Consider the following 22,175-nt stretch of genomic DNA (forward strand, 5'->3'; position numbering starts at 1 on the left):
TGTCGCGGCCGGCGGCCCCGTCGGGCCGCGTTCGCCGGCTCAGAACGGCGGCCAGGGAATGGCCGGCCAGTCCCCGGAGGGCAACGGGAAACGGCCCTCGGCCAGGAGCCGCTCGACCCGGGCTCCCAGTGCCCGTAGCTCGGTCGTGGTGAGCAGCGGCTCGAGCCGCTCCCCCAGATCCGCGCCCAGCGCGTCGCGCACGCCCTGCAGGAGCGTGGTCTCCGCCGCGTCCAGCCGCTGGCCCCGCCAGGTCCACAGCAGCGTGCGCAGCTTGTCGTCCGTGTGGAACGTCACGCCGTGGTCAATGCCGTGCACCCGCCCGGACGGCGCCGGGAGCAGGTGGCCACCCTTCCGGTCGGCGTTGTTGATGACGGCGTCGAACAGCGCGATACGCCGCAGCTGCGGGTCGTCCGACCGGGTCAGCGCGACGAGGTCGACGGTCGTGTCGACGTCGATCCAGAGCTGGACCATCCCCGCGCCGAACGGGCCGTCCCGCATGACGGTCGGTGGGACGATGCCCGGGTCCATCGCCTCGGCGACCTCGTAGGCGGCCAGCTCACGGGCCGCCAGCGTCCCGTCCGGGAAGTCCCACAGGGCGCGTTCGCCGCGCACCGGCTTGTACACGCACCGCCCGCAGAGCTCGTCGGCCCGGATCTCGCACAGCAGCGTGGCGTTGCTGGCGTCGACCAGCCGCCCGGTGATCTCCAGCTCGCCGGTGCGCAGGAGCGCCAACGCCTCGCTCACGCCCAGCCCGCCGCTGTCGAGCGGGTCCAGCGGCGCACGCCGCCCAGGGTCGGCACCGGCCGCGGAGAGGCTCACGGTTCCAGTTTGGACGTCGGCGGCGCGACCGGGGATGTGGCCCCGCCCGATCCGGGCACGGCCGCCTCGGAGACCGTGCCCGGCCGGGCACCGTCCACCGGCGGCTCGGCGCCGGCGCCACCTCCCACGACCTCGTCCTCGCGGGGACGCTTCCCGTCGCCCGCCGGCGACGGCGGTACGGGCAGCAGGTCGGCGACGGCTCCGCCGACATCGTTGACGCGGCGCACGAACGGCCGGTGGTCGCCGTAGCGGACGACCGTGAGCGAGCACGGGTCGACGGTGATCCGGTGGTACATGTCCAGGTGCATGCCGAGGGCGTCGGCGAGGACGGTCCGGATCACGTCGCCGTGCGAGCACAGCAGCCAGGTCGCGTCCGGGCCGAGGCGCTCGTTCCACTCGCGCACCGCCGTGACGCCGCGGGACTGGGTGTCACGCAGCGCCTCCCCGCCGGGGAACGTCACCGCGCTCGGCTGGGCCTGCACCACCTTCCACAGCGGTTCCTTCGCCAGGGTCGCGAGTTCCTGCCCCGTCCAGTCGCCGTAGTGGCACTCCCCTATCCGCTCGTCGGTGTCGATCTTCTGCACCCCGGCGGGCGCGGACGGGCCCTCCGGGCGGTGCCGGGCGATCTCCGCGGCCGTCTGCTGGCAGCGGTCGAGCGGGCTGGACACGATCGCGGCGAGCGGGATGCCGGCGAGCCGCCCGGCCAGCGCCTCGGCCTGCAGGCGGCCCCGCTCGTCGAGCCCGACGCCCGGGGTCCAGCCGAGCAGGATCTTGCCGGTGACCGCGGTGAGGCCGTGCCGGACCAGCAGGACGGTGGTCAACTTCGGACCTTCCCTTCGTGGTGTGGCGGCAGGCCGGCCTGCGGGTGCGTACCACCAGGCGACACCAGCCAGCCCGCAAGTGGGATGCCGGGGCGCGCGCGGCCCGGTCGACCCGGCCGGGCCAGGCCCGCTGACCTGGCCGAACGCCTGGATTCGATCGTTCGGCGGCTGGCACCGAAATGCGCGATCGGACTACCCACGGACCACCCGCCCCACCACGCTACCGAGCGGGCGGGCTAGGGGCGGCGGCCGGCGTCGTTACGCTTCCGCCATGCCCGAAGACGCCGCCGACTCCCCGTTTCGGACCGCCGCCGCGGTCGAGGACCGCGCCGCCGGCCCGCCGTCGTCCGGCCCGGGACCAACCCCGGACGACGCCGTAGTCTTCAAGGCCTTCTGCGGCGCCGGCCTGTGGCCGGGCCTGGGCCGGACGACGGCGGGCCGGCTGGAGGAGGCCGGCATCGAACACCGCGAACACGTCGACCTGCACCGCCTTTCCTCGGTGCCGGGTGTCTCCGGGCCGCGGGCTCGCCGCCTGCTCGACACGTTCCGCGCGGCGGAACCCACCTACGCCGCGGTGGAGATGCTGGTCGCGGCGCGCCTGCCGGCGCGGCTTGCCCGCGGCCTGGCCGACGCACTCGGCCCCACGGTGGCCAAGGCGCTGCGCGCGGACCCCTGGTCGCTGCTCGAGGGAGGCGAGGCCGAACTCGGCGACGCCGATCGCTTCGCCCGCCACCTCGGGCTGGACAGGGCGGACCCCCGCCGCGGGCCGGCGGTCCTCATCCACCTGCTCGGTCGCGCGGCGAGCCGCGCCGGCGACACCGCCGCCCCGGTCGCCGAGGTGACCCGGGCCGCGGTCCGCGAGGGGGTCACCGAACCCCTCGACGCGCTGTCCGCCGCGCTCGACTCCGGCCGGGTGATCCAGGTCGACGACCGTCTCGCCCTCGAGCGGTACGCGATGGCCGAGCAGGCGATCTCGGACGGGGTGGAGCGCCTGCTCGCGACCGCCGAACCGTTCCGGCCCGAGGCCGGTGGGCGGCGGGCCCGGCGGCGCGCCGGCAGCGGACTGGGCGAGGAGCGGCCGGCAGTCGCCACGCCACCCGAACCGCCGGCGCCGACGTCGATGTTCGACGACGACGTACCGGACGACCACGCACCGGACGACGAGCCGCCCGACAACGACGCGGCCGGCTCCGCCTACGACGCGGCTGGGTCCGATGCGGCTGGCGGCGGCGCGGGCACGGTCCCCGGCGGCGCCGAACCGGGCGCGGCGGCCGACCGCGCCGTGGCCGGGCTGGACGAGGTCCAGCTCCAGGCCGCCCGCACCGCGCTCGAGGTCGGCGTGAGCGTGCTGACGGGTGGTCCCGGCACGGGCAAGAGCCGCACCGTCGCCGCGGTCGTCCGGCTCGCCGAGGCCGCCGGCGTCGAGGTGGCGCTCGCCGCGCCGACCGGCCGGGCGGCGAAACGGCTCGAGGAGCTGTGTGGCGCGCCGGCCAGCACCCTGCACCGGCTGCTCGGCGCGCAGGGCCGCGGCGGCGGGTTCGCCCGCGACGAGCACAACCCCATCGAGGCCGACCTGGTCGTCGTCGACGAGACGTCCATGCTGGACGCCGAACTCGCCGCCGCCCTGCTGGACGCCTGCGCCGACGGCACCCACCTGCTCCTCGTCGGCGACCCTGCGCAGCTCCCCAGCATCGGACCGGGTCAGGTCCTGGCCGACCTGCTGGAGGCGGAGGTCGCGCCGGTCACCGAGCTGACCCGGCTCTACCGGCAGGCCGACGGCGGCGCGATCGCCACGATGGCCGCGGCGGTCCGCCGCGGTGAGCTGCCGCCACCCGGTTCGGGCCGTGAGGTCGTCGTCGTGGCGGCGCGCTCCTCCGGCGAGGCCGCGCACCGCGTCGTCCAGCTCGTCACCGACTCGATTCCGCGGGCCCTGGGCATACCCACCGAGGACGTGCAGGTGGTGACGCCCGTGCACGGCGGGCCGGCCGGCACCGGCGCGCTCAACGCGGCGTTGAAGAACGCGCTCAACCCGGGCCGCGGCGAGGTCTCCGGCTTCGACGTCGGCGACCGGGTGGTGGCCACCGCGAACCACCTTGACCTGGGGTTCGCCAACGGTGAGATCGGCGTGGTCGTCGCGCTCGGCGAACGGGGCGGCCTGCGGGTCGCCTTCCCCGGCGGCGAGCTCGACGTCCCCTCGCACGGCGTCGTGGACCTGCGCCACGGGTGGGCCGTCACGGTGCACCGCGCCCAGGGCAGCGAGTGGGCCGCCGTGGTCGGCGTCTTCCCACCGGAGGCCGGGCGGATGCTTACCCGGCCGCTGATCTACACGGCGATGACGCGGGCACGCAGCCACCTGTCGGTCGTGTCGGTGAACGGCCCGGCGCTGCGGGCCGCGGTCCGCGACGCGGGTGGCCGGCGGCGGGCGACCCTCCTCCCGGCGCTGCTGGCCGGCGAGTCCGCGGAGCCATTCGGGCCGATGGACGACATGGACGACACCGACGACCAACCCGGCGAGGCCGGCTTCGGCGCCGGCCTCGCTGACGGTGCCACCGCCGGGGCGGCCGTTCTCGCGCCGGCCACGAAGGAACCGGTCAGACCATGACCCCCTTGACAACCCGCACACGACACCACGGCAAGATCGTGCGTCGTGCGGATGGGTAGCGTGCGGATGGGTAGCGTGCGGATGGTGAGCGCAGACGACCTGCCGACCGGCCAGGTCACGGGCACTACCGCGGAGCCGGCAGCCGCGGGGCCGGGAGCCGCGGCTGTGGCGCCTCGGCCGCGGTCGGCGCAGGACCCACCGAACGACCATGCGGTGCTGACCGGCCGGCTCCCGCGCACCGGGCTGCCCGCGGAGACCCAGCCGGACGCGCAGACCCAGCCGGACGCGCAGACCATGACCGCTGCGGAGACCGAGCCGAGCGCGGAGGCGCCGCCCGCCGCGGAGGCGGAGCCGGGTGAGCAGACCGTGCCCGCCCAGCGGACCGATTACCCATCTCGGGCCGAGCCGGCGCGGCTGATCGCCCGGTTCCGCCGGGCCCGGGACTGGACCGTCGCGGCCTCGTACCAGTTCTTCCTGGCCGGGACACTCCTGGCCGTCGCCGCCGGTGCCGTGCTGCGGTTCGCCACCCCGAGCCACCTGTGGCTCGACGAGTCGCTCACCGTCGGCATCGCGTCCCGGCCGGTGCCGGACCTGCTGCAGGCGCTGCGTCACGACGGGTCACCCCCGCTGTACTACCTGCTCCTGCACGTCTGGATCAGCGTGTTCGGTGACGGGGACATCGCCGTCCGGGCGCTGTCGGGCGTGCTCTCCCTCGCCACACTCCCGCTGGCCTGGCTCGCCGGGCGGTACGTGGGCCGGGCGGCGACCGCCCTCGGCAACGGCGGGCCGTCGGCCGAGCAGCGGGTCGGGCTCGTCGCGCTCCTGCTGTTCGCCTGCTCGCCGTACGCGATCCGCTACGGCAGCGAGACGCGGATGTACTCGCTGGTCGTCCTGCTCGTGCTGGTGTTCGGCTTCGCCGCAGTCCGGGCGCTGAACCGGCCGGACCTGCCACGGCTCGCCGCGCTGACGCTGGCGACGGCCGCCCTGGTCTACACGCACTACTGGACGTTCCTGGTGGTGTTCACCGTGGCGGCGTTCCTGCTCCTGCAGGCGCGGCGGCGGGAGCACTACCGCCGCCCGGCGCTGCGGGCGTTCGTCGCGATGGCCGCCTCGGCGGTGCTGTTCGCGCCCTGGATGCCGGTGTTCCTCTTCCAGATGCTGCACACGGGGACACCCTGGGCGCCCCGGGTGCAGGCCCAGGTGCTGCTCGACACGGTCTTCGACTGGGCCGGCCCGCAGTCGACCGGCGCGCTGCTGGGCATCATCCTGCTCGGCGGGGCGCTGATCGGGCTGACGGCCCGTCCGCTCGGCGGGGAGCTGCACGTCAAGATCTCCGGGCGGGCGCCGGGCAGGTACCTCGCCGCGATCTGGCTCGCGCCGCTGGTGCTGGCGTACTTCGTCAACATGTTCGGCGGCAGCGCCTACGCGGAGCGCTACACCGGGATCGCGCTGCCCGCCTACCTGCTGCTCGCGGCGCTCGGGATAGCGCAGCTGCCGGTGCACCGGGCGTTCGTGGCGGTGGTCGTGGTCGCCTCGATCAGCGGCCTRCTCGGTGGGTACCAGCTCGCCCGGACGGAGCGGACCCAGGCGGGCGAGATCGCCAACCGGATCGCCGACCTCGCCCGGCCGGGGGACGTCGTCGCCTACTGCCCGGACCAGCTCGGCCCGGCCGTGCACCGGGCGATCCAGCGCCGGGGCGACATCGACATCCGGGAGATCGTCTACGCCGACGAGGCCGGGCCGGCGCTGGTCGACTGGGTCGACTACGCCGACCGGATGAAGCGCGCGAACGGGGCGGCCTTCGCGGCCGAGGTCAACGACCTGGCCGGGCCCGATCACGCCGTCCTGCTCGTCCGGGCGGACGGGTACCGCTTTCTGGAGGGCGCGTGCGCGGTGCTCTCCGACCAGCTGGCGTCCCTGCGGGACCGGGCGTTGCAGGTCGAGAAGCGCGATCTTTACGAGGGTGCCTCCCTCGAGCGGTTCTCCACCCTGCGCTGAGGCGGGGCCGCCGCGCCCGCGGCCACCGCCAGCACGAGCAGCCCCATCGGCAGCGTGTAGTGGTTGAAGAAGGTCTGCTTGTTCATGACGTCGAGAGCGAGGAGGACCAGCGCAGACCCCGCGCAGAACCCGGCCGCCCCGCCGCGGGCTCGCCAGGCCAGCAGGTAGGCCGCGCCCAGCACGACGGCGGTCGCGCCGAAGCCGAGGGTGATCCCGAAATGGTGCGCCCAGCCGGGTATGGACAGCGAGTGGTTCAGCACCTCGTAGCCGAGATTGGTGCGCACGGCGTCGTCGACGAAGTCGCCCGGAGCCGCGATGACCCAGGGCGCGACGACGGCCACCCCCAGACCGGCGGCAGCCAGGGTGCGGCGCGGGCCGAACGACGGCCAGCAGGCCGCGAGCGGGACCAGCAACGCCACGTGCTGCTTGCTCGCGAGGGCCAGCGCGAACGCGACGACAGCCGGCGCCGTCCGGCCCGCGGCGACCGCCCAGACCATCACCGCGAGCAGCGCGACCAGCAGCGGCTCGGTCCAGGACTGCTGCAGCGCGTACATGGACTCCGGTAACACGACGACGAGCAGTGGGAGCAGACCGGCGGCGACCGCCGCCCCGCCATGCCCCCCGACACCGAAGCCGGGATCGCCGACGCGGAGATCCGGGTCGGTGTCGGGTTCGACGCCGGAGCCGTGGCCGGCCACCGCGTCGGCCCTGGCGACGTCCCGCCGCCGCGCGAGCGCGCGGCCGGCCACCGCCGCCAGGGCGAGCGCGGCCAGCAGCCCGTAGCGGACGTCCCCCAGCACCCACCGGAACGGCGCGAGCAGCAGGGACGTCCCCGGCAGGTACGGGTAGACGTCGAACAGCCCGCCGGCGGTGTAGCCGGCCCGATCCGGCGCCCACTGCTGGCGGTACATGTTCGTGCCCCGGGCCAGCCCGGAGGTGGAGACCTGGAGGAGATGGAACACGTCGATCCGCGGCTGCGGGGCGGCCGCGACAGTCGCGACACCCGCCGCGAGCGCGAGGCCGAGCACGGCCCAGAACACCCGGCCGCCCGCCGCCCGCCCGTGTGCGGGCCCGTACGCCCACCGTCCGCCGGGTGGCACGGCGCAGCGCAGGAGCGTCAGGCCGGCGAGCAGACCGGCGGCGGCGGCCAGCACGTCCGCGGCGGTCGCGGCCGGGCCGTGGGCGTAGTAGCGCGGGTGCCGCAGGATCGGCCCGGCGGCGACCACGATCCCGCACGACGCGCAGGCCAGCCGAACGCCCGCGGCCCGCAGCGGAAGGCCCCGCGGGCGGCCGCGGCCGGCCCGGGCCCGCGGGCCACCCCGGCCGCCCCAGCCGCCCCAGCCGCTCGGCACGGCGACGGCGATGGCCACCGCGAGACACCCCAGGAGCACCATGACCAGGGCGAGCGGGCTGTACCGGCCGTCGGAGAGACTGATCCCCACGGCGACCCCACACCAGCCCAGCAGGAGCGCCACCGTGCCGGGCGAGGCCCCCGCCACGCCCCCGGCGCCTGATGCACGGGCCGGCGCGGTGGTCCCCCCGGGAGGCCGGTCGCGCGACCGGCCCGGCTCGGCCGACTTCGACTCCGGGGAGTCGGGTAGGGCGCAGGACATGCCCGCACGATGCCAGAGCGGCCGTCACGCCGGCCCGCGCGCACCCCTCCGGCGGCCAGGTCGGCGCCAACGGGCCACATGCGGTCACGGTGACGGGACGCCATACGCCGAACCCGGCGCGGCGTCCGCGCCGGGGGGTCCGGTGAAGCGACGGTAACTGTCATGCGAGACTGCCCCCCGAGGCCGGATGCGAAGGTTCCGGCACCGGGAGGGGTCCTGCCAGTCGCGGGCGCGAAATCTCGCCGCGCGCACACCCCCCTACAGACCACGGACGTTGTCGTTGAGGAGAGGTCCGGCACAGTGACCGAAAAGCCAGAGGTAGTCGTCATCGGAGCCGGGCCGGCCGGGCTCTCCGCCGGCTGGGAGCTGATGAAGCGGGAGATCCCCGTGACGATTATCGAGGGTGACTCGGTGGTCGGCGGAATCAGCCGTACGGCCCAGCGGGACGGATGGCGTTTCGACATCGGGGGCCACCGTTTCTTCACCAAGGTCCCCGAGGTCGAGAAGCTGTGGCACGAGATCCTGCCGGACGAGGACTTCCTGCTCCGGCCGCGGTCGAGCCGCATCTACTACAACGGCAAGTTCTTCGACTACCCGCTGAAGGCCGGTAACGCCCTCGGCGGGCTCGGGGTCGCCGAGGCGGCACGCTGCATCGGCTCGTACGCGCTGGCGAAGCTGCGCCCACCGAAGGACCAGTCGAACTACGAGAACTGGCTGGTAGCCCGGTTCGGCTGGCGGCTCTACCGCACCTTCTTCAAGACCTACACCGAGAAGCTCTGGGGTGTGAAGGTCAGCGACATGCCGTCCGACTGGGCGGCCCAGYGCATCAAGAGCCTCTCGCTGATGAACGCCATCACCAACGCGGTGCTGCCCAAGCGCAACCAGACCGACATCACCTCTCTCATCGAGGAGTTCCAGTACCCGAAGTTCGGGCCGGGAATGATGTGGGAGACGGCCGCGGACAAGATCGTCAAGCAGGGCGGCCGGATCGTCTTCGAGGAGAAGGTCCGCAAGATCCATCACGAGAACGGCCGTGCGACCGGTGTCACGACAGTGGTCACCGGCGGCTACGGGCCGGGCGCCGGCGCGCCGGAGTCGTCCCGGGACGACCTCGGCACCGAGTACCAGTACACCGGTGACCACTTCATCTCCTCGATGTCGTTCTCGTCGCTGGTGCGCGTGATGGACCCGCCGGTTCCGCCGCGGGTCCTGGCCGCCGCGAACGCCCTGAAGTACCGCGACTTCCTCACCGTCGCGCTGGTCGTCCCCGAATCAGCCGGATTCCCGGACAACTGGATCTACATCCACGCGCCGGACGTCAAGGTCGGCCGGATCCAGAACTTCGCCTCCTGGTCGCCGTTCCTGGTGAAGGACGGCCGGACCTGCCTCGGTCTGGAGTACTTCGTCTTCGAGGGCGACGAGATGTGGAACTCCTCGGACGAGGAGCTGATCGCACTCGGCACCAAGGAGCTCGCCAAGCTGGGCCTCGTCCAGGCGAACCAGGTCGAGCAGGGCTATGTCGTGCGGATGCCCAAGGCGTACCCGTACTACGACATGGATTACAAGAAGAACGTCGACATCATCCGCGGCTGGCTCGAGGACTACGCTCCCAACGTCCACCCGGTCGGCCGTAACGGAATGCACCGCTACAACAACCAGGACCACTCCATGCTCACCGCGATGCTCACCGTCGAGAACATCATCGACGGGAAGAGCCACGACGTGTGGGAGGTCAACGTCGAGGAGGACTACCACGAGGAGGTCTCCTCCCCGGGCCGGTCGTAGCGGGGCCGGCCTCCCGGCCCTGACACCCGCCGTCCACCGCCCTCTCCCGCTCCACGCCACGACCCCCCGCCCCGCCCCACGCCCACCCGGCGCGGGACGGGCGGGCGGCGGGGGCAGCGGCCGCGCGGTCCCCGACTCCACGGATCCGGAGCGGGTCGTCCCAGACAGTGCACTGTTCCAGGAACATGCCGTCCCGACAGCGCTCCGTCCCCCGAGCGTCCCGGAGCGCGTGGTCCCGGCCCGGCCGGCGCGGCCGCCGCGGGACCGGTCAAGACCAGGCTTCACCCGTGGACGTGTCCGCGTTCACCTGCAGCAACGGGCGCGAACACGCGCCGGGCGTCCGCACCCGCGGACCTCGCCGTCGCAGTCGTGCCCCCGGTACCGAAGGGACTGACCGTGACCGACGTCGCGGTGCGGCCGGCGGAACACACCCCCGAGCCGGTCGACAGGGTCGGAGCTCGACCCGACCGCGAGCACCGGATCTTCCGGGGCGCGCTGGTGCTGATCATCGCCGCGGCGGTGGTGGTGCGTTTCATCGCACGCCAGCCGCTGTGGCTCGACGAGGCACAGAGCGTGGCGATCGCCCGCCTGCCGCTGTCCGGTGCGGCGCCCACCATGTGGGACGGGCTCCTCCAGGACGGCTCGCCGCCCCTTTACTACATCCTGCTGCACCTGTGGATCAGCGTCTTCGGCGAGGGCACCGCGTCGGTGCGCGGGATGTCCGCCGTCATCAACCTGGGCTCCGCGGTGCCGGTGTTCTATCTCGGACGCCGGCTCGTCGGTGACCGCGGCGCGAAGGTCGCGGTGGTGCTGTACCTCACCTCGCCGTTCGCACTGTACTTCGGCACCGAGACCCGGATGTACAGCCTGATCGTGCTGCTCACGGCGCTCGGCGGGCTGGCCCTGGAGCGGGTGCTGCGGGTGCCGTCGGTGAAGAACATGGTGCTGCTGGCCGTGGCGTCGGGATGCCTGGCCCTGACCCACTACTGGTGTCTCTACCTGCTGGTGACCGTGGGTGCGTGGCTGGTCGGGCTCGTCGTCGTCCGGCCCCGGGTGGCGGCGGCGCGGGCCGCCCGCCGCGGCCGCGCCGGGCGGTCCGGGGCACACTCGCGTGGCGGGCGCCGTCCGGCCGCGCCGGCGCCGGCGGACGCGTCCGAGCAGCCCACGGCCGCGCCCGAGCTGCTCGCCGACGCCGCCGGCGGCGCGCGGCGGGCCGTGCCCACCTGGCACCCCCGCGGCCCGCTCGCCGGAATCATCGGGATCATCGCCGGCGGCCTGGTGTTCGCTCCGTGGCTGCCGAACTTCCGCTCCCAGCTCGCCCACACCGGGACGCCCTGGGGCGAGCCGGCGAGCTTCGCCGCCGTCAGCCACGCGTACGGGCAGTGGGCCGGTGGGCCGACCACCCTCGGCCGGCTGTTGCTGTTCCTGATCACCGGCCTGGTCGCCGCCGGGATCGCCGGCCGTCCGCTGGGCGGGCGGTTCGTCCTGCTCGACCTGAAGGGCCTCGAGCCGGGCCGCACGCTGTTCCTCCTGGCCACCGGGACGCTGATCGTCGCCGTGGCGGCCGGCAAGCTGGTGGGCAACGCGTGGGCCGACCGGTACACCGCGACGGCGTTCGTCCCGTTCCTGCTCGTGGTGGGACTGGGCGCGACGATGCTGGCCGACCGCCGGGTGTTCCACAGCGTGGTCGCGGTCGCGGCGCTCGTCGGTGTCATCGCCGGGACGAGCGACGTCCGGCGGGAACGGTCCCAGGCCGGCGAGGCCGCGGACGTCCTCACCCGGCTGTCCAGGCCGGGCGACATCCTGCTGGTGTGCCCGGACCAACTGGGGCCGGGCCTCGCGCGCACCGTGCCGTCCTGGCTCAAGGTGTACGTGGTGCCGACCTACGCCGCCCCGGACCGGGTCGACTGGGTCGACTACGAGGAGCGCAACGAGTCCGCCAACGGCGTGGCGATCGCCCAGCGGGCGATCGCGGAGGCCGGGACGAACACCGTGTTCATGGCCGGCTCCGGCGCCTACCGGACCTACGAGGAGCTGTGCACCCAGGTCCGGGCGACACTGCAGACGCAGCGGCCGGTGGCCGACGAGGTGATGGAGCAGGGTCTGCCGGCACGGGTCTACGAGAACTACGCCCTGCTGCGGTTCCGGGCGTCGTGACCACCCCGCGCGGCTGGCACCCGGGCGGACGTCGACCGGATCCGGGCCGGCGCGAGCCCGCTCCGGGCGAGGCGGACGCCGCTGGCCCGCCGCACCCGGAGGGGGGCCCGGCGGCGTTGCCCGCCGTGCTCCCGCCAGGGCCGGCGGTGCCCCCACCGGGGCCGGCCGGGGCCGCCGGGAGCGGTGACGGCCCCCGCATCGGCCCGGTCTACCTCGCCGGGCCGGCGTACGAGGCCTCGTCCGGCGCGGCGGAACCCACACGGCCCGCCGCGCCACCCACGCACCCCACACCGCCCGCGTACTCCGTCCCGCCGGCGGCGCACCGGGCGGACGCGCCGACCTCCGGGAGCTCCTGGTTCGAGCCGGGACGTCCCAGCTACCCGGCGCTGCACCTGCCCACCCCGTCGACGCCGACCCCCGCCTCGCCGGAGCCGGGCCAGTCGCCGGAGCCGGCGTCCGCGGGACCGCCGATCGCGGACGAGCCAGCGGCGAGTCCGTGGACAGCGAGTCCGTGGGCGGCAGCTCCGCCGGCACCACACCCGCAGGCACTGGACCCGCAGGCACTGGACCCGCTGGGACCAGGCCCACAGGCGACGGCATGGGTACCGGACTCATGGGCCCCTGACCGGTGGACGCCTGACCGGTGGTCCCCGCGGCCGTCGGAGCCGTCCGAGCCGTCGGCTCCGATACCGCCGACACCGGCACCGGCACCGGCACCGGCCACAGCAGCCCCGGAACCGCTCGAGACTGCTACGGGGCCGGCCCTCGATCCGGTCGGGCGGACCGGCCCGCTCCAGGAACGCCTCTACGCCCGCGGCAGCCGGCGCAGGTCCGCGCGCGGCCCGGACGGCGCCACCGACGGCCGGCCGGCGACATCCGCGGGCACGCCGACCCGAGCCCAGGCGGCCATGGCCTGGGCGCAGCGCTGGTACCTGCGGGACGTGCTCATCGCCTGGATCGCGGCGCGGGCCGTGGTGGGCGCGGCGCTGGCGCTGACCAGGTTCGTCGCGGACACCGTCGCCGGTGACAACGGGGCCACGCTGGACACCACCGACCTGCTCGGCTGGGACGCCGGCTGGTACCTCAACATCGCCGACAACGGCTACGACGCGGCCGGCGCCGAGAGCCGCCGCTTCTTCCCGCTGCTCCCCCTGCTGGTCCGGCTCTTCACCGCCCTGCCCGGCCTGGGCGGCCACGGCGGCCAGGTGCTGCTCGTCCTGGTGAACCTGATCGCTGTCGTGTTCGCCCTCGCTCTGGTCGGCATCGCGCGGGTCGAGGGGTTCGACGACGACACGGTGCGACGGGTGATCTGGATCTCCGCGCTGGCCCCCCCGGCGTTCGTCCTGGTGATGGGCTACGCGGAGGCCCTGGCGGGGCTGCTGGCCGTCACGGCGTTCCTGGGCGCGCGGACGCGGCGCTGGGAGCTGGCGGTGGTCGCCGGCCTGCTCGGCGGCCTGTGCCGGCCGCTGGGCCTGCTTCTCGCCGTCCCCGTCGCGATCGAGGCCGCGCGGGGGCTGCCGCTACCCCTGGCCCGGCGTCTCGGCGCCCCACCACCGAACCGCCTCGGTGCCCCGCAGCCGGACCGCCTCGGTCCGGCTGAGCCGGAAGACCTCGGTGCCCCGTCGGCACCGCGCGCCGCCGCCCGGGAGGCGCTCGCGCGGCTGTGCGCGGTCGCCGCGCCCGTGGCCGGGGCGGGGATCTACCTGCTGTGGTCGGCGGCCATCCACGGCGACGGCCTCGCTCCGTTGACCATGCAGCGGGACGCGGCCCGCCACGGCAGCACGGCCAATCCGCTGCTGACCGTCATCGACGCGGCGAAGGGCGCCCTGCACGGCGAGCTCGGCACCGCGCTGCACGTTCCCTGGCTGCTGCTGGCGCTCGTCGCGCTGGTCGTCATGGCCCGTGCCCTGCCGGTGTCCTACTCCGTGTGGTCGGCCCTGGTGCTCGCCGCGGTGCTGACGGGCAGCAACCTCGACTCGTCGGAGCGATACCTGTACGGGGCTTTCCCGTTCCTGCTCGTCGCCGCGCTGGTGACGGCACGGCGCGAGGTGTGGATGCTGGTGATCACCGTCTCGACCGCGGCGATGACCGTGTACGCGACACTGGCGTTCACGCTGTCCTACGTTCCCTGACCGTTCCCGCGTTCGCTGACCGGTTCCGCGTTCGCTGACCGGTTCCGCCTCGTCCAAGCCGGGCCCGCAGCTGATGATGGCTTGTGCTCGATGAGCCGTTACGCCAAGGTTTCCCCACGGGACACCCGTCGTTCGTCAAGGTGGGCGCGGGTTCGCGGAACAGGTCCGCGCCCGCGCGAGCCGGCTGGCGACCGGATGACGGCCGCCGGACGAAGCCGCGCGGGGGCGGCAGGGCGGCCGGCACACCGGGCCGGCGACCAGGAGGTGCATGTGCCTTGGCCGACAGGGAGCTCGAGTACCAGCGGCTGACGATGCCGCCGGGCACCGACCGCCGGACCGCGGTCGCGATCCTCACCCTGCACGCCGAGTTCGGGGACTGGGAGCTCGAACGCTCCCGCATCTACCCCGATGGGACCCGCCGAGTGGTGCTACGCCGGCGGCGCCGTCCGGGCGGTCTGCCGGGATATCTCCCGACCTGATGCTCGCCGTTGGCTGTCCGGAAAGGCCTGCCTGACGCCGTCGGCCACCAGCCCGGCCCGGATAGACACAACACTTCAGGACGAGTGTGCCGCCGGCCGTCCGGAAGGCCGCGCGTCGTGACGTGAGTATCAACACGATCTCCCCCCGGCTTCACGGCGGAAGATGGAGAGGCGGACGGACCGTGCACCACTTCCGTCAGACACCCATCGGCACGTGGGGAGCGATTGTGACCGCTACGAGCGACGAACACCAAAAGCACCGGGTCGTGATCATCGGCTCGGGTTTCGGCGGGTTGTTCGCCGCGCAGGCCCTGCGGCGCGAGCCCGTCGAGGTGACTGTCGTCGCGAAGACCACACATCACCTGTTCCAACCGCTGCTGTACCAGGTCGCGACGGGCATCCTGTCCGAGGGGGAGATCGCCCCGACCACGCGTGAGGTACTGCGCCGCCAGGAGAACGTGAAGGTGGAACTCGGCGAGGTCGTGTCCATTGACCTCGCGACGAAGTCCGTGACGTCCAACCTGCTCGGGCGCACGGACGTACAGCACTATGACAGTCTCATCGTCGCGGCCGGCGCCGGTCAGTCCTATTTCGGCAACGACCACTTCGCCGAGCACGCACCCGGTATGAAGAGCATCGATGACGCGCTGGAGCTGCGCGGGCGCATCTTCGGCGCGTTCGAGGTGGCCGAGACGACACCCGATCCGGCCGACGCCGCGCGTTACATGACGTTCGTGGTCGTCGGCGCCGGGCCGACCGGTGTGGAGATGGCCGGGCAGATCGCCGAGTTGTCGCACCGCACGCTTCGGCAGGATTTCCGGCGCATCGACACGACGAAGGCGCGGATCATCCTCCTCGACGCCGCCCCGTCGGTGCTCGGCACGTTCGGCGAGAAGCTGGCCGCCAAGGCCACTTCCAAGCTGGAGAAGCTCGGCGTCGAGATCCAGCTCGGGGCCAGGGTCGTCAACGTCGACTCCCGCGGCATCGACGTCGAGGACTCCGACGGCACGCGCCGCCGGATCGAGTCGGTCTGCAAGATCTGGGCCGCCGGGGTCGCGGCCAGCCCGCTCGGCAAGCAGCTCGCCGAGCAGTCCGGCGCGGTCCTCGACCGGGCGGGCCGCATCCAGGTGCAGCCCGACCTGACGCTGCCCGGGCACCCCGAGGTGTTCGTCGTCGGTGACATGGCCACCCTCGACCGGCTGCCCGGTGTGGCGCAGGTCGCGATCCAGGGCGGCAAGTACGCCGCGAAGACGATCAGCACCCGGCTGCGCGGTGGCCCGCCGATGCGGAACTTCGAGTACAAGGACAAGGGCAGCATGGCCACGATCTCGCGCTTCAGCGCCGTGGCCAGCATCAAGGGCGTCCAGCTCAGCGGGTTCGTCGCCTGGCTGATGTGGCTCGCCGTGCACCTCGTCTACATCATCGGGTTCAAGCACCGGGTGACGACCCTGCTGCACTGGACGGTCAGCTTCATCGGCCGGGGCCGCTCCGAGCGGACGGTGACCACGCAGCAGATCTTCGCCCGGTCAGCACTGCAACGGCTGGGCGAGGGCTTCATGCCGACGCTGCCCGACGACTGGGCCTCCCGAGGCCCCTCGGCGGCGACCCGGCCGGCGGGGCAGCCTGGCGCCGTTCCGAAGGCCCGCAAGGCGCCGGCCGGCAACCCGGCGCCGGGCGCCGAGTCGGCCCATCTCGGTCCGGACGGCGCCGCGTCGGGCAGCGCCTCCACCGGCACCGCCTGATCCCGGGGTCCACCCCGACCGCACGGCCCGTCCGCATCCCCCGTCCGCACCGCCTGACCTCCCGGCCCGTGCGCGCGGCCCACGAACCGGCCCGGACCATCAGGTCCGGGCCGGTTCGCGCGTCAGGCCGGTTCGCCAGCCGGGCCGGTTCGCCTGGCAGAACGGTTCGCACGCCGGCGCGGGTCAGCTCCCATCAGGAGGCGGCGAGGAAACGGTCCAGGACGCGGACCCCGAACCGCAGGGCGTCGACGGGCACCCGCTCGTCCACGCCGTGGAACATGCCGGCGAAGTCGAGGTCCGGCGGGAGCAGCAGCGGGGAGAACCCGAAGCAGCGGATGCCGAGCCGGGAGAACGATTTCGCGTCGGTACCGCCCGAGAGCATGTACGGGACGGCCCGGGCGGCCGGGTCCTCCGCGCGCAGCGCCGAGGCCATCGCGTCCACCAGTGGGCCGTCGAACCCGGTCTCCAGCGCCTGGTCGTTCACCACCCACTCACGCCGGACCTCCGGCCCGAGCAGCTCGTCGACCTGGCGCAGGAACTCCTCCTCCTGCCCGGGCAGGTAGCGCCCGTCGACGTAGGCCACGGCCTCGCCGGGGATCACGTTGACCTTGTGTCCGGCGGCGAGCTGCGTGGGGTTCGCCGTGTTGCGGATCGTCGCCCCGATCATGCGCGCGATCGGGCCGAGCTTCGCGATCGTGGTCTCCAGGTCGTCCGCGGGGAGCTCGATGCCCAGCGCCTCGCCGATCGAGTCGAGAAAGACGCGCACGGTCGGGGTCACCACGATCGGGAACTGGTGCCGACCGAGCCGGGCGACCGCCTCGCACAGCTTGGTCACCGCATTGTCCTCGCTGATCATCGACCCGTGGCCGGCCCGGCCGGCGACGGTCAGCTTCATCCAGGCGATGCCCTTCTGCGCCGTCTCGATCAGGTACAGCCGCAGGTCGTCCGAGACGGTGTAGGAGAACCCGCCGACCTCGCTGATCGCCTCGGTGCAGTCGGCGAAGTGGTCGGGATGGTTGTCCACCAGCCACCGCGCGCCGAGGGTGCCGCCGGCCTCCTCGTCCGCGACGAAGGCGACGACGAGATCACGGGGCGGACGCCGGCCCGACCGGACCATGTCGCGCACGACGGCGAGCGTCATCGCGTCCATGTCCTTCATGTCGATGGCGCCGCGCCCCCACAGGCAGCCGTCGGCCTCCTCGCCCGAGAAGGGATGCACGCGCCACTCGGACGGGTCGGCGGGCACGACGTCCAGGTGGCCGTGGATGAGCAGCGGGGAGCGGGACGGGTCGGTGCCCTCCACCCTGGTCACGACGCTCGTGCGGCCGGGCGCGGACTCGAGCAGCACCGGCTCCAGCCCGACCTCGGCCAGTCTGGTGGCCACGTACTCGGCGATGGGCCGCTCGTGGCCGTCGCCGTTCCCGCGGTTCACCGACTCGAAGCGCAGCAGGTCCCGACACAGATCCACGACCTCGGACTCGGCGGCGGACGGGGCGGCCGGCCGCCCCGTCCTCGCCGCGAGTGGGTCCCCCGTGGCCGCGGCGGCGAGGGCGTCAGTGGGATCATGGGGCGCGTTTGCCATGTCTCCAGTCTGCCCCGCGCGGCATGCGGTCGCCGGGGCGGGGACGTAGCGTCGAAGCTGCGCGTTGCCGGCCGGTTTCAGGTCCAACAACGACCGATCACCCGGTAGGAGGACCAGCCATGACGCTGTACCAGTGCCCACGCGACGACCTGGGGTGCACCGCCGTCTTCCCAACCACCGGCGACCTCGACCACCACCTCCGCGCACGGCACGGGTACGGGCGGGTGTGGCGGCTGACGTCGAGCCTGAGCCGTGTGACGGTGCTGCCCGTCGGGCCGAAGGCGGAGCGCCGGGTGCCCGGTGGGCGGGCGGACCACGGCGGCCCGCCGGCGCGGGCGGGCTCGGCCGGCCGGCGTGGAGGCGCCCGCACGAGCGGCTAGCCAGCATCGCACCGGCGTTCGGCCGGTACCGGACAGGCGTTGGACCGGTGTCGGCGCGCCGAGCGGCACGATGCGGCGGGCGGGATGTCCGCCATCCGACGCAAGGCTGGCCGGTCCGGCGATTCCGCCGAGCTGTATCTTCCGGAAGCCACAACATCGCCCGGGCGCGCCAACCCGAGCGCCGGTATCCGGATGGAGAACGCCGATGACCACGCCAGGACAGCCGCCCAGCTACGGCGAGGGCTATCCCGGCCAGGGCCAACCCGGTCCGGACCTCTCGAAGAACGCCGGCTACGGACCGCCACCCGGCGGATACCCGCCCGGCCAGCCCGACCCCGGCTACGGGCCCCCGACCGGCGGGTTCCCCTCTGGCCAGCCGGAACCCGGCTACGGCCCGCCGCCGGGATACCCGCCCCCGCCGGGCTACGCGCCCGGGTACGGGCCGCCGCCCGGGTACCCCGGCGGCTACGGGCCGGGTGGTTTCGACCAGTCCGCGCCCTTCGGCCGGCACCCGATCACCGGTGAGCCCTACTCGGACAAGCAGAAGATCGTCGCCGGCCTGCTACAGATCTTCGCCGGCTGTTTCGGCGTCGGACGCTTCTACCTCGGCAGCACGGGCATCGCGGTGGCCCAGCTCCTCACCTGCGGCGGCCTGGGCGTCTGGGCGCTGGTGGACGGCGTGATGATACTCACGGGCAACGTCCGCGACCAGTACGGCCGTCCGCTGCGGGACTGACCGCCGCGCGGGCCGGCGCCCGCCGACCGGAGGCGAGAGGGAACGGCATGGCCACGACCGGACCGTGGGCCTCCCGCGTCCGGCGGCGGCTGGTGCTGGCGGGTGCCGGCTGCTGCCTGCTCGCCGGGCTCGGCTACCTGGCCGGCACCGACCCGCACGACCCGTCGTCCGTGATGCCGCGGTGCCCGGTCCGGGCGGTCACCGGGCTGGACTGCCCGGCCTGCGGTGGGCTGCGCCTCACCTACGACCTGCTGCACGGCATGCCGGCCGCGGCCGCCCGCGACAACCTGTTCCTCCTGGTGTGCTCGCCGCTGCTGGTCGCCCTCGTCGTCCGGCAGGCCCGCGCGTTCGACCGTGGTCACCCCGCGCCGCTGCCGCGTCCGCTGGCGTACGGGCTCGCCGGCGCGGCGCTGGCCTGGATGGCGGTGCGCAACCTGCCCGGATGGCCGCTCAGCCCGACCTCGGTCTGAGCCCGGGTCCCCGGTGTGGGGCTCCGGTGGTGAGTCGCGCCACGTTCTGCCAGGTTGTTACCCATGGTCTCCGGTGACCCGACCGCCCCGGCAGCATCGACGTCGACAGTCCCGACCCCAACGGCCCCGGCCCGGGGGCTGCCCGAGGCCTGGCTGTTCCTCCCCCAGCTGCGGATGGACTTCCCCCGGCTGCTGGACCGGGTGCGGGCGGCGGAGGCGGCCGGGTTCGACGGCGTCGCGTTCATGGATCACCTGGCCCCGCCGGGGCTGCCCGCCGGCGACAGCTTCGACGCGATGACGACCGCGACGGCCGCGCTGGCGGCCACCAGCCGGCTGCGCGTCGGCCATCTGGTGCTGTGCGCGTCGTTCCGCCATCCGGCGGTGCTCGCGAAGGAGGCCGTCAGCCTCGACCATCTCTCCGGCGGACGCTTCGAGCTGGGCCTGGGCTGGGGTTCCACGCCGGCCGAGCTCGAGCGGTTCGGCCTGCCGGTCGAGGACAACCCGACCCGCGCCGCCCGGCTCGCCGAGTACCTGGAGGTGCTCGGCGCCCTGTTCGGCGGCGAGGAGGTGACGCACGAGGGCCGCTTCTTCACCCTGCGCGGGGCGTTGCAGCACCCGGTGCCGGTCAACGGACGGATCCCGCTGCTGCTGGGCGGTGCCGGCCGGAAGCTGACAATGCCCATGGTCGCCCGGCACGCCGACTGGTGGAACTGCCCGACCTACGGGCTGCGCGACCTCGCCGAGCTGCGTTCCCTCGCCGGCGGCGCGCGGCTGTCGACCCAGCACCCGGTCGGTTTCGCGGCGAGCGGCGCGGAGCTGGACGACATCACGGCGGTGGCCCGGAAGCGTTTCGGGAACTGGGGCGGGTTGGTAGTCGGGACCCCGGACACGCTCGCCGAGCACTTCGGTGAGCTGGCGGCCCTTGGCGTCGAGCGTTTCTACCTGCAGTTCACCGACTTCGCGACGCCCGAGACGATCGAGGCGTTCGCCCGCGACGTCCTGCCCGCCGTGCGCCAGGTCGCGACGACCGCCCGCGGCTGACCGGCGTCGCCCGTCAGGGCTGGCCCCGGGACAGAGCCGGATACGGGCCGTCGGCCCCGCCCGCGAGCCCGGTCGGGACGGGCTCATCTGCGCCGGGCGCCTCACCCGCCACGACGCCGGGCACGGCGCCTGCCGCGATGCCCACCTCGGCGCCCGCCTCGATGTCTGCCGCGATGTCGGGCACCGCTGCGCGGCGGCGCACGGCCCACCCCGCGACGCCGACCGCCACCAGCGCCAGGACGGCGCCCAGCGCCTCCGTGGGCAGCCCAACCAGCTTGAGGCCACTGAGGGACACCACCACGACGACCGCCGGGCGGATGACCCGGCTGGTGGACGTCCCCGCCGAGACCCGGGCGCCGAGGTAGACCCCGGGCAGGGAGCCCAGGAGCAGTGAGCCGGTCAGCCCGAGCTGGAAGTCACCGAAGATCAGGTGCCCGAGCGACGCCGCGGCCACCAGCGGGACCGCCTGGGCAAGATCGGTGCCGACGAGCTGGGAGCCCCGGATGGACGGGTACAGCCAGAGCAGCAGCACGATGATCAGCGAGCCCGAGCCGACCGAGGTCATGCCGACGACCAGGCCGCCGACCACGCCGATGGCCAGGGTCGGCAGCGGCCGGACGATGATCGCGGCGGCATCCGCGCTGCCGGGCCCCCGGCGGCGGTCGATCTCCGCCTTCGCCAGCATCGCCAGCGCGGCGACGATCAGGATGGCCCCCATCGTGACCTTGATCCTGTCCTGCACAGCGGCCCCGTCGCCCAGCGCGCGCAGCACCAGCACACCGCAGAACCCGGCGGGCACCGAGCCGAGCACGAGCCATCCGACCAGCCCGCGGTGGACGGTGCCCCGGCGCAGGTGCACCGTCGCGCCCACGGGCTTCATCACCGCCGAGGCGACGAGATCGCTCGAGACTGCGGCCAGCGGCTGCACGCCGAACAGCAGCACCAGGATCGGCGTCATCAGCGCGCCGCCGCCCATGCCGGTCAGCCCCACCACGAACCCCACGAGCAACCCGGCCAGCGTCACCAGCGGATCAACGTCCATCAGACCACCTTCCCGACAGGCACGATAGGCATCGTCGGCTTGGTGGGTCGAGTGACTCCGGCCCCGACCCGGGCGGCCACAGCCCGGTAACTGTCGCGCGGGGCGAGATCGGCCCCCCGGCGGCGGGCACCGGTGGTGATCGACAGCGCGACGCCAGAGCCGCACCCGACCCGACACCCGGCTGCCCGACAACGCCCGCCGGAATGCCGACCACCGCCACGAAAACCCATTCACGGCAACACGGCGACCGATTCCACCGCCACCGACACGACCCGGAATCAGCCGTGGTCAAATCTCCATAATTTCATGGCACCTAGATTCTTTGTTTAGGAGGATCGCCGGGTGGCGAGACCCTTTTTTGGGTGCGGGGAAGCCGCACGCCGATACCGGCAATGGGGGAATGATGGGAAAGTCCGCGCCACGTAGGATCCTCGCGTTGGTCGCCACCGGCGCCGCCGCCGTGACCCTGGGCCTCGGCCCGGGTGCCGGCGCCGCGCAGGCCTTCACCGACTGGGACGACAAGGGATGCCACCACGAGCAGCGCTGGGACGGCAAGGACTGGAGGAAGAAGGACTGCTGGAAGCACGACAAGTGGGAGAAGGACAGGTGGGACAAGGACGAGTGGCGAAAGGACGACAAGTGGGAGAAGGACCGGTGGGACAAGGACCACCGGAAGAAGGATGACTGGGACTGGGACTGGGACTGGTGATCAGACGAACCGCCGACTGAACCACTTATCCGGTCGCTTCACACGACCATCGGACGACAGCGCCGGG

At 73.8% G+C, this 22,175-nt stretch carries 17 protein-coding genes; 12 read left to right on the top strand and 5 right to left on the bottom strand.

Translation table 11 applies throughout. The features are described from left to right. Positions 1-39: 39 nt before the first annotated feature. Positions 40-819: an SCO1664 family protein gene (locus tag BBK14_RS16725; RefSeq protein ID WP_071063577.1), complete on the bottom strand. Its 780-nt coding sequence runs from the start codon at positions 817-819 to the stop codon at positions 40-42. Beyond that, complete coding sequence (locus BBK14_RS16730) at positions 816-1,640, bottom strand: histidine phosphatase family protein (RefSeq protein ID WP_071063579.1); 825 nt, start codon at positions 1,638-1,640, stop codon at positions 816-818. Before BBK14_RS16730 ends, BBK14_RS16725 begins: the two co-directional genes overlap by 4 nt. A 271-nt stretch (positions 1,641-1,911) precedes the next feature. On the opposite strand from BBK14_RS16730, the gene BBK14_RS16735 reads away from it, so the two are divergent. Next, a complete protein-coding gene (locus tag BBK14_RS16735; RefSeq protein ID WP_071063581.1) occupies positions 1,912-4,242 on the top strand; it encodes an AAA family ATPase in 2,331 nt (776 codons plus the stop codon). An 81-nt stretch (positions 4,243-4,323) separates the two neighbouring features. Next, positions 4,324-6,240: a glycosyltransferase family 39 protein gene (locus BBK14_RS16740; protein ID WP_071063582.1), complete on the top strand. Its 1,917-nt coding sequence runs from the start codon at positions 4,324-4,326 to the stop codon at positions 6,238-6,240. On the opposite strand, the gene BBK14_RS16745 is transcribed toward BBK14_RS16740, so the two are convergent. Further along, positions 6,198-7,853 (bottom strand): glycosyltransferase, encoded by a 1,656-nt coding sequence (locus BBK14_RS16745; RefSeq protein ID WP_241831580.1) that lies wholly within the window; start codon positions 7,851-7,853, stop codon positions 6,198-6,200. The genes BBK14_RS16740 and BBK14_RS16745 overlap by 43 nt on opposite strands. A gap of 300 nt (positions 7,854-8,153) precedes the next feature. On the opposite strand from BBK14_RS16745, the gene BBK14_RS16750 reads away from it, so the two are divergent. The 5 genes from BBK14_RS16750 (at position 8,154) to BBK14_RS16770 (ending at position 16,148) form a co-directional block, all read left to right on the top strand. Then, complete coding sequence (locus tag BBK14_RS16750) at positions 8,154-9,638, top strand: NAD(P)/FAD-dependent oxidoreductase (protein ID WP_071063584.1); 1,485 nt, start codon at positions 8,154-8,156, stop codon at positions 9,636-9,638. 396 nt (positions 9,639-10,034) lie between these two features. Continuing rightward, positions 10,035-11,795: a glycosyltransferase family 39 protein gene (locus BBK14_RS16755; RefSeq protein WP_071063871.1), complete on the top strand. Its 1,761-nt coding sequence runs from the start codon at positions 10,035-10,037 to the stop codon at positions 11,793-11,795. Further along, positions 11,792-13,927, top strand: coding sequence for a mannosyltransferase family protein (locus BBK14_RS40215; protein ID WP_241831585.1), 2,136 nt, complete (start codon positions 11,792-11,794; stop codon positions 13,925-13,927). Before BBK14_RS16755 ends, BBK14_RS40215 begins: the two co-directional genes overlap by 4 nt. Before the next feature lie 275 nt (positions 13,928-14,202). Further along, on the top strand, positions 14,203-14,406 hold the full coding sequence (locus BBK14_RS16765; RefSeq protein WP_018499906.1) for a DUF5703 family protein: 204 nt from the start codon (positions 14,203-14,205) through the stop codon (positions 14,404-14,406). Between the two features lie 227 nt (positions 14,407-14,633). Further along, positions 14,634-16,148 (top strand): NAD(P)/FAD-dependent oxidoreductase, encoded by a 1,515-nt coding sequence (locus BBK14_RS16770; protein WP_020462384.1) that lies wholly within the window; start codon positions 14,634-14,636, stop codon positions 16,146-16,148. 193 nt (positions 16,149-16,341) lie between these two features. Here the strand turns inward: BBK14_RS16770 and BBK14_RS16775 are convergent, their stop codons facing one another. Beyond that, positions 16,342-17,730 (bottom strand): M20/M25/M40 family metallo-hydrolase, encoded by a 1,389-nt coding sequence (locus tag BBK14_RS16775; RefSeq protein ID WP_071063586.1) that lies wholly within the window; start codon positions 17,728-17,730, stop codon positions 16,342-16,344. Between the two features lie 119 nt (positions 17,731-17,849). On the opposite strand from BBK14_RS16775, the gene BBK14_RS16780 reads away from it, so the two are divergent. From BBK14_RS16780 to BBK14_RS16795, 4 genes are all read left to right on the top strand, one after another. After that, the gene (locus BBK14_RS16780; RefSeq protein ID WP_071063588.1) at positions 17,850-18,110 is read left to right on the top strand and encodes a hypothetical protein; all 261 of its coding nucleotides are present in this window, start codon (positions 17,850-17,852) and stop codon (positions 18,108-18,110) included. A gap of 205 nt (positions 18,111-18,315) precedes the next feature. Beyond that, the gene (locus BBK14_RS16785; RefSeq protein WP_071063590.1) at positions 18,316-18,846 is read left to right on the top strand and encodes a TM2 domain-containing protein; all 531 of its coding nucleotides are present in this window, start codon (positions 18,316-18,318) and stop codon (positions 18,844-18,846) included. A 47-nt stretch (positions 18,847-18,893) separates the two neighbouring features. Then, a complete protein-coding gene (locus tag BBK14_RS16790; RefSeq protein WP_071063592.1) occupies positions 18,894-19,316 on the top strand; it encodes a DUF2752 domain-containing protein in 423 nt (140 codons plus the stop codon). Between the two features lie 63 nt (positions 19,317-19,379). Beyond that, positions 19,380-20,357, top strand: coding sequence for an LLM class flavin-dependent oxidoreductase (locus BBK14_RS16795; protein ID WP_083391017.1), 978 nt, complete (start codon positions 19,380-19,382; stop codon positions 20,355-20,357). A gap of 13 nt (positions 20,358-20,370) precedes the next feature. On the opposite strand, the gene BBK14_RS16800 is transcribed toward BBK14_RS16795, so the two are convergent. After that, entirely contained in the window at positions 20,371-21,399 is a 1,029-nt protein-coding gene (locus BBK14_RS16800) for a sulfite exporter TauE/SafE family protein (protein ID WP_083391018.1), read from the bottom strand. A gap of 436 nt (positions 21,400-21,835) precedes the next feature. Here BBK14_RS16800 and BBK14_RS16805 point away from each other — a divergent pair, with 436 nt between their 5' ends. Then, on the top strand, positions 21,836-22,108 hold the full coding sequence (locus tag BBK14_RS16805; RefSeq protein WP_241831587.1) for a hypothetical protein: 273 nt from the start codon (positions 21,836-21,838) through the stop codon (positions 22,106-22,108). Positions 22,109-22,175: the final 67 nt, after the last annotated feature.

Source organism: Parafrankia soli, from assembly GCF_001854695.1.
GTDB classification, from domain to species: Bacteria; Actinomycetota; Actinomycetes; order Frankiales; family Frankiaceae; genus Parafrankia; species Parafrankia soli.

What these genes read in the sequence shown, in the direction of transcription:
- BBK14_RS16775 (WP_071063586.1), bottom strand. Translation starts at nt 17,730, where the DNA reads ATGGCAAACGCGCCCCATGATCCCACTGACGCCCTCGCCGCCGCGGCC.
- BBK14_RS16800 (WP_083391018.1), bottom strand. Translation starts at nt 21,399, where the DNA reads ATGGACGTTGATCCGCTGGTGACGCTGGCCGGGTTGCTCGTGGGGTTC.
- BBK14_RS16790 (WP_071063592.1), top strand. Translation starts at nt 18,894, where the DNA reads ATGGCCACGACCGGACCGTGGGCCTCCCGCGTCCGGCGGCGGCTGGTG.
- BBK14_RS16780 (WP_071063588.1), top strand. Translation starts at nt 17,850, where the DNA reads ATGACGCTGTACCAGTGCCCACGCGACGACCTGGGGTGCACCGCCGTC.
- BBK14_RS16735 (WP_071063581.1), top strand. Translation starts at nt 1,912, where the DNA reads ATGCCCGAAGACGCCGCCGACTCCCCGTTTCGGACCGCCGCCGCGGTC.
- BBK14_RS16785 (WP_071063590.1), top strand. Translation starts at nt 18,316, where the DNA reads ATGACCACGCCAGGACAGCCGCCCAGCTACGGCGAGGGCTATCCCGGC.
- BBK14_RS16795 (WP_083391017.1), top strand. Translation starts at nt 19,380, where the DNA reads ATGGTCTCCGGTGACCCGACCGCCCCGGCAGCATCGACGTCGACAGTC.
- BBK14_RS16745 (WP_241831580.1), bottom strand. Translation starts at nt 7,853, where the DNA reads ATGTCCTGCGCCCTACCCGACTCCCCGGAGTCGAAGTCGGCCGAGCCG.